At 45.8% G+C, this 15376-nt stretch carries 13 protein-coding genes; 3 read left to right on the forward strand and 10 right to left on the reverse strand.

The features are described from left to right. Nucleotides 1–155 precede the first annotated feature (155 nt). Both DVG78_RS27585 and DVG78_RS27590 read left to right on the forward strand, forming a co-directional pair. Complete coding sequence (locus tag DVG78_RS27585) at nt 156–3305, forward strand: SusC/RagA family TonB-linked outer membrane protein (RefSeq protein ID WP_114464242.1); 3150 nt, start codon at nt 156–158, stop codon at nt 3303–3305. Between the two features lie 13 nt (nt 3306–3318). Then, nucleotides 3319–4800 carry a RagB/SusD family nutrient uptake outer membrane protein gene (locus DVG78_RS27590; RefSeq protein WP_114464243.1) on the forward strand — a complete coding sequence of 494 codons (1482 nt, stop codon included), beginning with the start codon at nt 3319–3321 and terminating at the stop codon, nt 4798–4800. 102 nt (nt 4801–4902) lie between these two features. On the opposite strand, the gene DVG78_RS27595 is transcribed toward DVG78_RS27590, so the two are convergent. The 4 genes from DVG78_RS27595 to DVG78_RS27610 all read right to left on the reverse strand — a co-directional run bounded on the left by DVG78_RS27595 (nt 4903) and on the right by DVG78_RS27610 (nt 9357). Continuing rightward, nucleotides 4903–6486, reverse strand: a complete 1584-nt coding sequence (locus tag DVG78_RS27595; RefSeq protein WP_114464244.1) for a serine hydrolase domain-containing protein — start codon at nt 6484–6486, stop codon at nt 4903–4905. Between the two features lie 3 nt (nt 6487–6489). Beyond that, the gene (locus DVG78_RS27600; protein WP_114464245.1) at nt 6490–7221 is read right to left on the reverse strand and encodes a GDSL-type esterase/lipase family protein; all 732 of its coding nucleotides are present in this window, start codon (nt 7219–7221) and stop codon (nt 6490–6492) included. Nucleotides 7222–7327: 106 nt separating this feature from the next. After that, complete coding sequence (locus DVG78_RS27605) at nt 7328–7681, reverse strand: c-type cytochrome (RefSeq protein WP_114464246.1); 354 nt, start codon at nt 7679–7681, stop codon at nt 7328–7330. Between the two features lie 299 nt (nt 7682–7980). Beyond that, nucleotides 7981–9357 (reverse strand): hypothetical protein, encoded by a 1377-nt coding sequence (locus DVG78_RS27610; protein ID WP_114464247.1) that lies wholly within the window; start codon nt 9355–9357, stop codon nt 7981–7983. Between the two features lie 180 nt (nt 9358–9537). On the opposite strand from DVG78_RS27610, the gene DVG78_RS27615 reads away from it, so the two are divergent. Beyond that, nucleotides 9538–11451, forward strand: coding sequence for a tetratricopeptide repeat-containing sensor histidine kinase (locus DVG78_RS27615; RefSeq protein ID WP_147277191.1), 1914 nt, complete (start codon nt 9538–9540; stop codon nt 11449–11451). Here the strand turns inward: DVG78_RS27615 and DVG78_RS27620 are convergent. From DVG78_RS27620 to DVG78_RS27645, 6 genes are all read right to left on the reverse strand, one after another. Beyond that, nucleotides 11438–12172, reverse strand: a complete 735-nt coding sequence (locus tag DVG78_RS27620) for an NRDE family protein (RefSeq protein WP_114464249.1) — start codon at nt 12170–12172, stop codon at nt 11438–11440. The two genes, DVG78_RS27615 and DVG78_RS27620, sit on opposite strands and share 14 nt — an antisense overlap. 87 nt (nt 12173–12259) lie before the next feature. Then, nucleotides 12260–12766 (reverse strand): hypothetical protein, encoded by a 507-nt coding sequence (locus DVG78_RS27625; RefSeq protein WP_114464250.1) that lies wholly within the window; start codon nt 12764–12766, stop codon nt 12260–12262. After that, complete coding sequence (locus DVG78_RS27630) at nt 12763–13296, reverse strand: YceI family protein (protein ID WP_114464251.1); 534 nt, start codon at nt 13294–13296, stop codon at nt 12763–12765. Before DVG78_RS27630 ends, DVG78_RS27625 begins: the two co-directional genes overlap by 4 nt. Before the next feature lie 23 nt (nt 13297–13319). Then, the gene (locus DVG78_RS27635) at nt 13320–14036 is read right to left on the reverse strand and encodes a hypothetical protein (RefSeq protein WP_114464252.1); all 717 of its coding nucleotides are present in this window, start codon (nt 14034–14036) and stop codon (nt 13320–13322) included. A gap of 90 nt (nt 14037–14126) precedes the next feature. After that, nucleotides 14127–14588 carry a DM13 domain-containing protein gene (locus DVG78_RS27640; RefSeq protein ID WP_114464253.1) on the reverse strand — a complete coding sequence of 154 codons (462 nt, stop codon included), beginning with the start codon at nt 14586–14588 and terminating at the stop codon, nt 14127–14129. A gap of 82 nt (nt 14589–14670) precedes the next feature. Next, nucleotides 14671–15372 (reverse strand): Crp/Fnr family transcriptional regulator, encoded by a 702-nt coding sequence (locus tag DVG78_RS27645; protein ID WP_114464254.1) that lies wholly within the window; start codon nt 15370–15372, stop codon nt 14671–14673. Nucleotides 15373–15376: the final 4 nt, after the last annotated feature.

A 15376-nucleotide genomic window follows, 5' to 3' on the forward strand; every position in this document is an offset into this window, starting at 1 on the left:
CTAAACTAACAAGTACTCACAACTTTGTTAGGTACGCCAAAAAGGTAAAAAAGTTAACAAAAATACCTGCAATTGGAATTTATTAGTTAAAATTGCATGGTTTTTCACACCAGAAACTCCAATTCAACATCACTTTATCACCTAACTAAATCACAATGAGAAAAGCTTTACTGCTGTTTCTCCTCCTTTGGGGGGGGATAGCGGGCAATTCCGTAATTGCCCAAGAAAAATCAATCACAGGAAAAGTCACTGCCGATGATGGTTCTTCCCTGCCAGGCGTGAACGTTATTATCAAAGGCACCACGCGCGGAACAAACACCGATGCTGAAGGAAATTTTAAAATAAATGTTCCTGTCAATGCACGCTTGTTGTTCAGTTATGTTGGGTTTACTGGACAGGAAATAATCGTCGGTAACCAAACTACTCTCAACGTAAAATTGTTGCCCGATGCGTCAAACCTAGAAGAGGTGGTTGTGACTACATTCGGTACGGCCAAAAAGACGTCTTTTACGGGTTCGGCTGCCAAAATTGACGCCGAAAAATTGGGGCCTCGCCCGATCAATAACGTTGGACAAGCCCTTGCGGGTTCGTCGGCTGGGGTACAGGCTACGGCAGGTAGCGGTCAGCCGGGCGCGGCACCAGATATTCGTATCCGGGGTTTTGGCTCCATTTCTTCTTCAAACGCCCCGCTTTACGTAGTGGATGGTATTCCTTACAGTGCCGACATTGCCAACATTAGCACCGATGATATCGAAACCATCACTATTCTCAAAGATGCCGCGTCGACGGCACTCTACGGAGCGCGAGCGGCCAATGGGGTGGTGATGATTACGACCAAAAAAGGCCAAAAAGGCCAGAATACCATCAATGTAAAATATACCAAAGGGTTTAGTACCAGGGCATTACCTGAATACGACCGCGTTGGGCCAGCCGATTACTATCCTTTGATGTGGGAAGCAAACCGTAACAACTTTGCGTATCGGGCGGCCAATCCTATTCCGATGGCTACGGCCAGTGCCAATGCTTCTTCGGGCTTGGGGGCAGTTGTTGGTTACAATGTATATAACGTACCCTTTGCACAATTGGTAGGCACAGATGGGAAACTCAATCCAAGTGCGTCGATGATTTACAGCGCCGATGATTTGAACTGGGAAAAACCTCTAATGCGTCAAGGAAATCGGGATGAAATAAGCCTTAATTTCTCTGGTTCGGGTACTACATCAGACTATTTCCTTTCTTTATCGTATTTGAGCGACAAAGGGTTTTTGATTCGTTCTGATTATGAGCGCTATACGGCGCGTCTGAGCGTTAATAACCAAATGAAGCCTTGGTTTAAAACAGGTGCTAACCTCGCCGCTACCATCACCAAGTCTAACTTGGCAGATGCCGATGGCAACACATCGTTTGTAAACCCTTTCTTTTTCTCAAGAGGAATGGCTCCTATTTATCCTATTTACGCTTTTGACCCTGCAAATCCCTCGTCTTTCTTAACCCTTGAAAATGGCAACAGAAGATGGGATTACGGTAACCTGAGCTCATTGGGCCTGCCAAACCGTCCACAAAACGGTGGTCGTCACGCCATTTCTGAAACCTTGTTAAACCAGAACTACTTCCGCCGGAATGTACTAGGCGGTCGGGCGTATGCGGAATTGTCCTTCTTGAAAAATTTCAAATTTACGGCCAATATAGGAGCGGACATCACCAACCGAAATAACGTAACTTTTGGAAACCCTGAAATTGGAGATGGTGCCCCTGCGGGTAGAGCTACTCATGAGTTTGAGAACGTTACGAGCTATAACCTGTCGCAATTGTTGAATTACACCAAAACGTTTGGAAGTCATGGCATTGAAGCATTGGTAGGACACGAAAACTACAACGCAACTGACAACAACCTGACGGGTTCACGTTCGCAGCAAATTTTGGATGGTAATTATGAGCTCGTAAACTTTACGACAACTACCAACCTGAACTCACAGTATAACATTCGTAGAGTTGAAGGCTTTTTCTCAAGGGTAAATTACGATTATAACCAAAAGTATTTCTTGTCGGTTTCGGCCCGGAGAGATGGTTCTAGTAAGTTTTATAAGGATGTTCGTTGGGGTACTTTTTACTCAGTTAGTGGTGCGTGGCGTTTAGACCAAGAAGATTTTATCAAGGCTATTCCTGCGTTGAGTATGCTCAAGCTGAGAGGGTCTTATGGCCAAACGGGTAACGACGGGGGGATCAGTAACTATGCATGGCAGCCCCTATATGCACTTGGTTGGAACAACGCAACCGAGGCGGGGATTCTTCAGTCAAGCTTAGGCAATACCCAACTTGAGTGGGAATCTAGCAATGCATTTGACGTAGCTTTGGAATTTGGCTTGTTGAAAAACCGCATTTCGGGTACCATTGAGTACTTTGACCGCCGTTCTTCTAACCTAATTTTTGATGTGCCGTTGCCTTTATCGTCGGGTATTACAACCGTAACCAGAAACATCGGTACCATGTACAACAAAGGTATTGAGGTAGAATTGAGCTTGGTTCCTTTCAGAAGTAAAGATTTTTCATGGACGATTGACCTAAACGCCACTAGCCTGAAAAACCAAATTACCAAAATGCCGACCGAAAGCCCCGAAATCATTGACGGTACGAAGAAACTCAAAGAAGGAAAATCACTTTATGATTTTTGGTTGAGAGAGTACATGGGTGTGAATTCGACCACTGGTGAAGCCCTTTACAGAGCGGTAAGTTTCCAAGCGGCCAACTCTAGCATTACAGAAAAAGGCGACACTGTGACGACCAACGTAAACAATGCACGCTTTGGTTATCATGGTAGTTCTATTCCTAAACTGACGGGTGGTTTTACTAATACAATTAAATATAAAGGCTTTTCACTGTCGGCGTTGGTGGTGTATCAAATCGGTGGTAAAATCTACGACGATGCCTACGCTAGTTTGATGGGTTCGGGTTATCATAATGCCAAACACATTGACATTTTGAAAAGATGGCAAAATCCAGGCGATGTGACTGATGTTCCAAGAATGGACGCTGGTCGTACCGTTGATTTTAACGCCGCCTCTAGCCGGTGGCTGATTGATGCCAGTTACCTCAATATCCGCTCGGTAACCCTTGCATATACAATACCAAAACTGTTTGCCCAGAAACTGTATATTCAAAACGCGCAGGTTTATGTGAGCGGCGAAAACTTCTTTATTAGATCTCGCCGGAGCGGTATGAACGTTCAACAAAACTTTGGCGGTACCACCAGCAACGTTTATAGTACGGCAAAATCGCTGGTAATGGGTATTTCATTCTCAATTTAACATCAACACACTCATGAAAAATAGATTTTTAATCGTATTAGTAGCCGTTTTCAGCATGTTTGCTACATCGTGCGAAAACACCTATTTAGACACTGCTCCCACGGCCAGCGTTGATGCGGCCTCGGCGTATGCCACCACCAAAAACGCCGCTGCGGCCGTTAATGGTATCTATCGGGCACTTATTGTCAGATATTTGAGTTCACAAGGCCACTCTGGGCATCCTGCCATGATGATCATTTTGGATCACATGGGAGAAGACATGGTCATTGGAACAACCGCGGCCAGTTGGCACGTTGGAGAAACTCGCTGGACCGCTCATCGCTCTGATGTCAACACGGTGACTCGTTTCCCTTATGAAATGTATTATCGGGTCATTGGCAATGCCAACATCGCCATTGCCAATATTGACAACTCGGTTGGCCCCCAGGCTGACAAAGATCGGTTGAAGGGAGAAGCATTGGCGCTTCGCGGATGGGCTTATTTTAATTTGGTACAGCTCTACGGCAAGCGTTACGATGCAGCCGCAAAACCCAATAGTCAGCCAGGGGTTGCGTTGGTATTGACGCCCACCACTGAAGGCCTGCCAAGAGCTACCGTTGAAGAAGTATACACCCAAATCAACAAAGACTTGACAGATGCAGCGGCATTGCTTCCATCGGCCAGAAGTTTTAAGTCGCATATCAATTTGGAAGTAGCAAAAGGAATTTTGGCGAGAGTGGCGCTTACCCAGCAAAACTGGGCTGCTGCTGCTAAATACGCCGCAGAAGCCAGAGCGGGCTTTACGCTGATGTCACAAACACAATATCAGGACGGGTTTCAGGACATCAGCAACCCTGAGTGGATGTGGGGTTTTGACCACCTTGAAGACCAGTCAGAGTTTTTTGGCGGATACCATTCTTACATTTCCTGCAATTATAATTCAACGGTTATCAGAACGTATCCCAAAGCGGTTAATAATTTGCTTTATGATAAGATTCCTGCCACGGATATAAGAGCTAAAATGTGGGTGAAAGCACCTACTGCCGCAAATTCTATCGTTCCTCCGGGTGGAGTGAGAGTACCTTACATCAACCAGAAATTCAGGTTGCCAGGAACTCCTTCGACCAGTGCGATGGGAGATACCCCTTACATGAGAGCCGCCGAAATGTACTTAATTGAGGCAGAAGCAAAGGCTAAATTGGGCAACGACGCTGACGCTGCTAAAGTATTGTTTGATTTGGTAAGCAAAAGAGATGCATCATATACACTTTCAACCAGCACGGGTGCTAAGCTGTTGGACGAAATATACTTCAACCGAAGAATCGAATTATGGGGTGAAGGTTTTAGATTTTTAGATTTAAAACGATTGAATCAACCCCTCAACCGGAACGGAACCAATCATATTGCTTCCATCGCTGTGCTTTTTGACATGCCAGCGGGTGATAAGCAGTGGGAGTTTTTGCTTCCGAGAAGAGAATTGGATGCCAACAAGGCAATGGTACAAAATCCGCTCTAATTGCTTGAATATTAACTAAAAAAAACACCCTTCAGGTTTTTTGGAGGGTGTTTTTTTATATAAAACATTCCAAGTTCATTTTCAGATTTGGAAAATCTAGGGTCAAACGGCCGTTTTTCCCTGCAACACTGGGCGCTTGTCTTTGGCTCCCGTCATGCGATTGATGCTGTTGTCAAAATTTACTTTGACAGTGTCTCCCTCAAAATGGCAAATAATGTAATTGCGGTGCGGCGATTCGTAATAGCGAAGCGTTATTTCGAACGTATTGGGGTCTTTCCACGTACCAGCGGCGGCAATCTTGGCGATACGCTCAAATTTTAATTTTTGAGAAGTAACCAAATTAGGCCGGGCAAGGTCCGTTTCACCAAAAGCCCATTTTTCGAGTCCGCATATTACCCTATGAACACCCTCTTGGTCTTTCAGTACAAATTGGTAGCTATCACCCTCACGGTATGCTAGCGAAACACTTTCAACGTTGAGGGCATTGGGCTCAATCTGAAATAATTTCCCCGATATTTTGGCGGCATTGGTACGCAATTCTCCTCCCTTTGGAGGCAGCAGCGCCAAGGCGGCCATTTGTTGTTTTAATACTTTATTGGCCGCTGTATTGGCGGGTAGGGCCTGTGGTTTCATAGCGGGCAACAAATGCTCCCAAACCAAATCTAAGACTCCCTGCATGTTGGAGGTCTCGCTGGTGATGGCAATAACGGCATCTTGGTCAGGCATCACAATGGTGTATTGGCCGTAGGCACCGTCGCCCCGGTAGGCATTGTGTCGACAGCGCCAAAACTGGTAACAATACCCCTGCAACCAGTCGTTTTGGTCATTCGGGCGGGTTGGATTGGCGGGAGCGGGTTGTTGGATTTTAAAGGTTGTTGCCTCTTCCACCCATGCTTTCGGAATCAGTTGTTTGCCGTTCCACACCCCTTCTTGTAAGTATAATTGACCAAATTTCGCTAAGTCTTCGGTTCGTACACGAAGGCCCCAGCCGCCTGTGTTAATGCCTTGCGAATCTTCTTCCCAATCGGCGCCTTCAATTCCCAACGGGTCAAACAAACGAGGTTTGAGGTAGTCGATGATTTTTTGCCCCGTTACTTTCTGCACAATGGCCGAGCACATATAAGTAGCGATGCTGTTGTACAAAAACACGCTGCCGGGTTTGTATTTGATGGGGGTGGCCAGAAACGCTTTCGCCCAATTGTCTTCGTTTCTGACCATCGGCTCGGTCTCCTGACCAACCGACATGCTGAGTAGGTCTTTTACGGTCAGCTTGGCCAAGTTTTCGCTGATTGTAGCTGGCAAGTCATTGGGGAAAAATGACACCACCAAATCACTTGTTTTGAGTCTCCCTTCGTTGACGGCAAACCCCACCGCCGTGGAAGTAAAACTTTTGCTCATCGAATACAACGTATGCTTCAATTCGGCACGATAAGGTGCCCACCAACCTTCGGCCACGACCTGCCCGTGCCGGAGAATCATCAGGCTGTGAAACTCATGCTTGCTTTGGGCTATGGCATTTATAAAGGCGGTAATCCCCGCAGAGTCTACACCCTGAGCTTCGGGAGTGCTTCGCGGCAGGCTTAGTTTTGATTTAGCAAACGAATCAAAAGGGAGACTGGCCCCAAGGGCGATTCCCGTACTAGCAAAGCCCAATTGTTGAATAAACTGGCGACGAGTGGTTTGCATGGATTATTTATATTTTTTCGTTAGAAATGGGAGAAGGACTTTGGTATATTCGCGGTAGCCTTGTGTGTTGAGGTGCAGGCTGTCTTGGGTATACAGCTCACCTTTGACGGTGCCGTTGGGGTTGAAAAGTACGGGGTTGATATCTACGTACGATAGGTATTTACCCGTACTGAAGGCTTTTACCATGGCATTCCCTTTTTTGACCGTTTCCCAATGTTTACGACGCGAAGGGGAGAGTTTCATGGATACAAAACAAATCTTGGTTTTGGGTAAACGATTTTGAATTATGGAAATAAACTGTCGATAGGAATCAAACATTTGCTCGGCAGATTTGTACTTTTTACCCGTCAAATCATTTTCTCCACCGTAAATGACCAATACTTTGGGTTTGTGAGGAATCACAGTACGTTCTGTATAGTGAATGAGTTCAGGAATCGTTGAGCCACCAAAGCCGCGATTCAGTACGGGCAAAGGAGCTAAATCGGATTTCATGTCTTTCCAAATTCGCCAGCTTGAACTACCATAAAACAATATCCCACCTTTTTTTATGCCTTTTTCGGTGTCTTCTTTTTCAAAATTCTTAATCTCATTTTCAAAGCGATTAAGTTGATAATCAGGCTCGAAGGCTTCCGCAATGGGCTGATAGTTTATACTGCTGCGTTTACAGGAAAAAGAGGCTCCAAGCAATGCTATCACCAGAATCAATGTAGTTGTAGGGGTAGAGTGTTTCATCATAAGAAGTTGTTTCCCTTCAAAGTAAAATAGAAACAAAATTTACGGCTTCAAACCCAATAAAAAAGGTTACCCCTATGAGGCAACCTTTTTATTGATAAAGAATTGACTAGTTTTCCAACAATCCATCGGCTTGCCATTGCTTTAATAGGGCGATGGTTGCGGCCGGAAGTTGGGCGGTACCGTTACGTGGCATAAATCCTGTTGTCCCAGGCGTCCGTTGTGTACGGTCAAGGATGTTAATGATTTTAGATTTGGCGGTAGCATAATCATCCCACTTGTTTGGATTTGCCCCGCCTGCCAAGTGGCAGGGTGTACAATTGGCGACAAAAATAGCCTTAATGTCTTTGTTGTACGAAACTTTTGCGGGCTCGGGAGTGTCATCCGTTTTGGTACAACTGATTAGAAAGGACATAGCAATGCTTGCTACCCCCAGGTGGAGGAGGAGACGTTTTACATTCATGGAAATCAGGAGTTTAAGTGAAATAATGCTGTTAGAGAGTACACTTATACACACGTGATTTTTTCCTAGAAGGTTGCGTCAACGTCTTTTTTTTCTTCAAATACCATTCCTTGATACTCTACACTTACTTTGATAATCTTTTTTTGTTCGTTGCGCACAAAGGTGAAATTTGGGTACGTTATGCAGCGTTTTAAACCATTTACGCAATACAACATACCTAATAGTTAAAATCCAGCCTCCCAATGAGAAGCTGGATTCCTGCCATACCTAAACCTTTTCTCTACTACTGTAAGAGCAAACTAAATAAAAACTTGATATTGGATGGTCACGGCGCCGCGTCGTCCGTTGGATTTTAAAAGGCCGTCGGAGGCATTCTGATAGACTGGGCGATTTTGAAAATCCAATGATATTTTGGAGTTATGGCCTTTAAGTAACCAGTTAAGTCCTACGTTATAAATACCCGCGACATTGGTAAGGCGTTGGTAGTCGGCCAGTTGCGCAGAAGCATAAGGCATGAGTGTGCCATTTTTGCCTAATAAATCAGCCGCGCACAGATACCCCAATTGACTGTAAATCACACTTCCAGTACCAAACATCGGAAAGGAGTTTCCCTGAATTCCTGATACTCCCGAAAGCGACTGGGTGGTTCCGTTGGCGGGGTTCATGATGCCATTGAAACGCAGGTAGTTGGTGCCATAATCGGTATGGAAATAGCCCAAATAAGCTGAAATAGCGGTTCCTTTGGCTTTATTGACGGGCATATCGGCAAACATCGCCAACGACCACAAATTGACGGCATTGAACACCGTATCGCGGCCCGCGTTTTGGGTGCGCCACGTGGCCGCTTTTTGGCTGATGAAACCTGCTTCGATGTTCAGTACCTTCTTTTTGCCCAAATAAGTACCCGTCATATAAGGGGTTTGGTGGGCTTCTTTGTCAAAGAAATTATAAATCAAAAAGCCTTGGTATTGCTTATGATGGCCTTTGGCGGCAAAGGTAGAATTGGTAGAAATGGCGGGAACGGGGTTTCCGCTCGTGCCGATGGGGAACGGATCGGTTAAGCCCAAACGGTAGTCCCATTTACCCACTTGGCCGCGCGCGTAGAGCGTGAGTTTACGCGAAAATTCGTCGGTTTGATCAACGGTCGCCTGAGCAAAAACGGGGACATCCATGGTCATAATGCTGGTTACGCTGGGTTGACTAAAGCGAGAAAGGCCGTTGAGGATAGTCAGTCCTCCGCCTATTTTGAGCCAGTCTTTATGGGGAAATGCCGAATATTCGACCACTGCATCGTGAACAAAAAAGGCAATTTTACGATTAGAAGGCACTCCCTGTGCATTGCCTAAGGCGGGGAAACCATTTAAAAAGTTAAAATTGTTCATCCCCAATTGAAAGTAGACAAAGGTACGGTCGGTGATTTGTCCGAACAATTGCATGCGCGTACGGCGGAGGCCCAAATCCAGCGTTTGGGGGGCGGCTTCGCCGAGAACAGTAGTACCGGGATTGCTGTTGTTGAAACGAAACCACGTTTGATTTAAAAATGTAGCTTTAAAAAAATGGGAGCCTGAAGTATTGAGGTTGTACTTCAATTCGTTTTTTTCGGGAATTGTTTTGAGAGAATCTTGCGCTTGGGAAGTGAGGGCGCATACTAAAAAAATCCAACTGAGGTGCTTCATGGTGCGAGCTTATTTTTTTCGAGACAAAGCACCATTTAAAAGATTAATACCGTCTAAAAAACAAATTAAAAAGCAGTTAAAGCATTCTTTTATTTTTCACTTCCCTAAGTTTATCCTAAATTAGTGTTTTCAAAAACCCACAAAATCAACGGTTTACCCCCTACTTTTAGCGTTTTGGGCATGAAAAACTCGCTCATTTTATGGATTTTCTTTTTACCGCTGTTCCAAACAGCAGGGCAGGTGCCGCGTATTGACCATACCCGAAATTATAACCGAGTCTACAAAGACAGCCTAAAAACCGTAGCAAAAAGGCTATTGGCAGAGGTTGAGAGGCAGCCGGGAGATTCCAAACAGCTTCTGAAAAAAATGCAGGTACTTAACCTGCTGGGAACTTTGTATCTGGAAGGGGATTATAAAGAGCTAGATACGAGTATGGCCTACAACGACCGCCTTTTTGAGTTGGCCAAACAACAGGACGATAAAGAAATGATGATTGATGCGCTGCTGCGCCGGGAGGTGAAGTACCGGCGTGGTCACGATTACGTGAGGTCGCTTGAAATCAGTCTTGAAGCGCTTAAACTTTGCGATGTATTGGGTGGGGACTGTCGTAAGGCGTGGATGATTCAGCAAAATTTGGGGTTAAGTTTTCTTCGTTCTTCCGATAATCCAAAAGCTGAAAAATATTTTAAAACGGCCTTGGCGCAGTTGGAAAGCACGCCCGATGACGATAGACCGCTTAAACTTAAACACATCTTGGGGCTTTACAGTATGCTCAGTACCCTTTATCAACAATGGGGAAAGGATAAATTGGTCCTCGAAATGTTTGACCGCCAACTTGCCGTGGCGCAGGAGCTGAACAATAAGATTTCGTTGGCCGGTACCTACGAAGAGATGGGCGATTATTACAATAAAATCGGGCGAGCGGGTAAGGCATTGCCGTTGTTGAGTAAAGCTTATGCTCTTTTTGAAGAAGTCAACCATACTCGTGGTATTGCCTCGGTCACCAACAGCCTCGGAGAATCTTTTTTAGCGTTGAAGGATTATACCAAAGCGCAAAGCTACGCCGAAAAAGCGCTGGCCATGGCCAATCAGTACAATTATGCCTCTCTCAAGCCTTTTGCGTATCATACACTCACCGAGGCCTACGATAAACTTGGCAACGAGATAGCTTCCCTGCGTGCCTACCAGCAGGAGGCCACCCTGCGCGACAGCCTGGGCATAGCGCGCCGGTTGGTGGCCTTGGCCGATATGCGTCGGGCGTATGAGGTAGATGGTACCCGGCTAGAACAGCAGATTGCGCTGCAAACACGGACGCGTAATTTCCTGCTCATTGTAGTGCTCCTTTTGAGTGCAATCGGAATAGGACTGATTTTTCACAGCCGGACATTACGCCAGAAGAACTATGAACTGGCCCGTAAAAAACGGGAAATAGAACAAGCTTTTCTGAAAGGCCAAACAACGGAAAGAAAACGCGTAGCTTCGGAGTTGCACGATAATTTGGGCGGTCTTTTGTCGGCGGCCAAGCTCAGCTTACAAATTCTTGACCCTTCGCAACTTGACCGCCATGAACGCGAGATTTATGACAATGTGGTAGAAATGATGATTGATGCGTGCCGTCAGGTGCGCACGCTCTCGCATAATATGCTCCCAGAGGATTTGGAACGTGAAGGACTTTTGCCCGTATTTGACCGTTTAATTTACAAACTAAACTCTGCGGGAACGACGCAGTTTAGCCTCCAAACGGGGGGAGATTTGCCAGCGCGACTCACGCCTGAAATCGAGTTTAATCTTTACTTGATTGGTTTTGAATTATGCAATAACGTGCTAAAACACGCCAAAGCCACCAAAACCTTTGTGACGCTGCAACGACAAGGAAATCGGGTGATTTTGACCGTAGCCGACAACGGAAAGGGCATTCCAACACAACGGGTGGAAGAAGGAATGGGCTTGCAGAATATCCGTCAGCGAACGTTGGACATTCGCGGTACACTCTCTATCGAAAGTCAACCCAACGGTGGTACCGTCATCATTATCAGTATTCCGTATGAAGAAACAAGGCAATTCCTTGCTTCAGAGGTTGTTATAGACAACTGATTTTTTCGGCTTCAAAAATTCGGTACTTAAAATGATGACCGTTGAGCCTGTCGCGGTAGTTCATCAAAAACTGAGTAGGCGTTTTCTGAATTTGGGTAGTGCTGACGGTTCGTAATTGACCGTTGCGGTTCATCACCAAATCGTTTGCTTTGTCGCCATTTCCGCCCAAGTTGTGAAAATCAAGTACATCTTTTGCTTCAAAAACAGGGTGTTGTCGCTGCCAATCTTGCCACCAACGTTCTCGCTCCCGCACCACGGCGTCAGCATAAAGCGTCACCGATGACCAAGCGTAGGACTGCTCCGCATTCAGTGCTTTGAGGTGCAATTGTGCCCCATCCCAGCGAAGCTCCGAAAGCGCAGGCTCACTACCTTCCTCTACTACCACCAGCGTAAACGGCTCAATGCCCGTAAAATCGTATTGGCTGGCAAAATCGGCTAGGTGCGCATACGTAAAAAAATCAAGGACTACTTTTCCCCGACTCATCCGATAGGGAGGTTTATGATGATGTATTACAAATGCTCCGTTGAGCAAGCAAACGGTCGCCTTGGGCGAAGCCGCAATCCAAGTGCCTCCTGCCAGTCCGTCTTGTGGATAAAAGACGGGCGTGGAATCAATGAGGTACTTTTTGGGCGGCAAAGCTTTTGGGCGACCTACGCTCTCATCGCGGTTAGAAGTCAGGATAAAGCCTTGTTGGTGTGGAATATAGGTTACAAAGCACATAGTTTGCCGGTTTATGTTCTGCCGAAACAGAAGACGAATTGAAAGATTATTTGATGATTTTCACCCAACGCCCTTGCGAGGCGCGTATCAGGCCGGTGCGACTTCCCGGTACTTGATGGTTGAATACGCCACGCCAAAATGTATTGGTACTGCTATTTCGGGGAATTGCTCCCTAAGCGCAATTTTTATAATGGCAAAATGATGAATAGCGTGCTCGGCCATGTATACCAGCTCGCGAGCCCAAGTCGTTTGAATTTCTTCGGTGTCATTTTCCAAAAACGAAGCTTTCAGGATAATCTGAGTGGTGGGAATCGTTTTTTCTAAGGCTTCGACCAATTGCTCCACCCTGGTGATGCTGAATGCTGGGTCATTTTCCAACCGTAGGTCTCGACGACGGGCATCATAGTCGACAAAACCGTGCGGTGCCTGTTCAAAAAGACATTGGTAAAACTCCAAGGTATGCCTCACGTGTTGGCCTACGCTGCTTCCATGCAGCAGGGGCAACGGGTCGGAATACGCCGCTGGTGAAATAATTTTGAGCAAATCTTTCAGTTGCAATAAAACGTCCAGATTGGTTCGTTGGAGCAAGGTCATTTTGAAATCGCGTTAACAGTTAGACGGATAGTGACATCATCAGACATGCCGAAGGTGTTGCCTCCGATGGCCCAATCATTACGGTTGATTTTAAAGGTTCCGCTGAAAGTAGCTTTATTGTTGGTTTCTGAAAATGTAAACGGCACTTTGACATTTTTAGTGATGGCTTTGATGGTCATGTCAAAGTACCCGATGTAGCCGTTGGTTCCTTTTTCTATTTTGGTGGATTTTAGGCTGATTTTTGGGTACTTAGCAACCTCAAAAAAGTCTTCTTTTTCGCGTAAATGGCGATTTCGAAGTGTATTTTCGGTTTCAATCGTTACCGCATCAACGCTGGCAGCAATACTGCCAGTGGTGGGGGCTTCGGGGTTGAATTTCAAGGTGGCGGTCAATCCTTTAAATGACCCATCGACCGTTACCCCTAACATTTTGACCGAAAAACCGATGGCTGATGAAACGGGCTGCCAGACTTGACTCACAGCAGTTCCCGACATACCTACGCAAAGTACTAAAATTAAGATTTTTTTCATAGGGTCGAAATAGCATTTCGCAGTTATAATTTGAAAGAAATCGCCACAAAAGGCATCAGAATCTTGTTGCGGAAGCGGTCATTTTCAAAAGTTAGATTTTGGGAAGTGGTATATTCCGTAAACTGAAAACTTGCCCCGAGTCGTATCCCTGTTTTGGGACTGAACCAATAGCGCGCATACAACTCAGAATTCAAACTGCCCAAGTCGTTGTCGCTGACCAATAATAAATTGAAAACCGTAGGTTTGGCAGATTGTTGCGTACCGCTCAAACGGGAGTCGGTAGATTTGGCCAAAAATGTCCCTGTTTGCTCGGCACCAAAAGTAGCGCCGATGGCGTCGATGTTGAAGCCTACGTCTAGTTTGCGAAAGCTGTATTCTAAATGAATGGCCAAATTGAGGGCGTTGGTTTGTGAGCGCGGCAACTTGAGCGTGTCGAGATTGGACAGTACATTCTCGACAAACAACACCTGCGGTCCCGTTTCTCCCGAAGTAAGTCGGGCAGGTGCGGTGATGTAGTCTAGGTCTTTACCAACAAATGATGTCAAGCGAACGCCCCAACCCACTTTGAAGCGCTTGGCTTTGCCGATGCCGTAGAGCTGTTGGTACGACAGCGCCCCCGAAAACCCTCCGATGGCCGACAGCGCCACGTCGGCCGTAGTTATTTTTTTTGGGTAACTAAATTGGGCATGACTGCCCGTAAAAACCGCTAAAGCGAACAATACCAAGAATGCTTTTTTCATGGAATCAATAAATAGGGTGTAATTGTTAAGTAAATAGTTTTTGAACGGCCAGATGATGCCGCCGACTCGTGACTGATTTTTGAAAAAAAACTATTGCTTGAGTTCGGCATTGCCAAACAGCACGGAGAATGGTTTGCACCAAATCAGGATGTACTTTTGGGTTTTGAGGTCGGGAGCTGAAGGCAATTCAATGAAAAAATTGCCGAGATTTACACCTTTGCTGATTTCCACAAACCGAGAAGCAACGCGGTCTTCGGAGAGATAAATCCGTAAATCTGGCCCACTGTCGGTTTTGAAGTCGTTGAAAACAAGGGAATATTTATCCCCTTTTTGGTACAGCTTTACCCCACCCGAAGTCTGATGGACGTTGGACATAAACATCCCCTGCGCCACTAATTTTTGTCCAGTAGTATCAAATGACGTAATGGGCTTATTGGTTCCAGTACCTACATTGCCCGTAGGGGAAACAGGCGAAACGGGTTGGAGTTCTTCGTTTTTTTGACAGGCGATTCCTCCCAGCGCCAAACAAATCATTAACAGTGCCTTTTTCATAGATTTTAAAGTTTGTTTTCTATGACAAAGGTGTTTGTTTTTGTCCTGTCGGAATGTCGGCTTGCTGACGTTTCTGGGATATTTATGCGGTTAATTTTCGTAGCTGCTTCACATCAGGAATAACAATACTGCTGCGGTTGTAATCAATGAGCCCGCTGTGCTTCAATTCACTGAAGAGTTGTGTTACGGTTTGGCGCGTACTGCAAATCAAGCTGGCCAGGTCTTGGTGCGTCAGGTAGTTTTTGAGTGTAATTCCCTCGGGTGTAGGGGTTCCTTCTTTTTCAGCCCATTCTTCCAAAAAAAGCAGGAGCCGCGTACGAACGTCCTTAAACATGAGGTTGGAGTAGCGGTTTTCCAATCGGCGAAAACGCAACCCAATCAGTTTGGTAAATTTGACGGCGAGGCTAGGGTTTTGTTGGATGACAGTTTCAAAATCTTCTATTTTGAAACTGCAAACTGTCACGTAGTCAGATAATGCCACCGCAAACTCGTCCATGTCGGTCGCATCAAGGGTTATCTGGCCAAAAAGGTCTCCTTTTTGAATCACTTCCTTGACCGTTTCGTTGCCTTCGGCATCGAGTTCTACAATCTTGATAACGCCTTTTTTGAGAAGATAAACCCGGTTGGTTTCGTCGTGGGCAAAATAGATAATCTCGCTTTTCTTGGCTGATTTAAAGTTGGTAATCAGGCAGATTTGCCTGAGTTCTGCCGAGTTGAGGTGCCTGAATAGCTGATGGTCGCGGAGGTACCAGTAGCGGGTTTCTAGGGGAAATTGCGGAGTCATCCTA

Origin of the sequence: Runella aurantiaca (assembly GCF_003339505.1) — a bacterium.
Lineage (GTDB): Bacteria > Bacteroidota > Bacteroidia > Cytophagales > Spirosomataceae > Runella > Runella aurantiaca.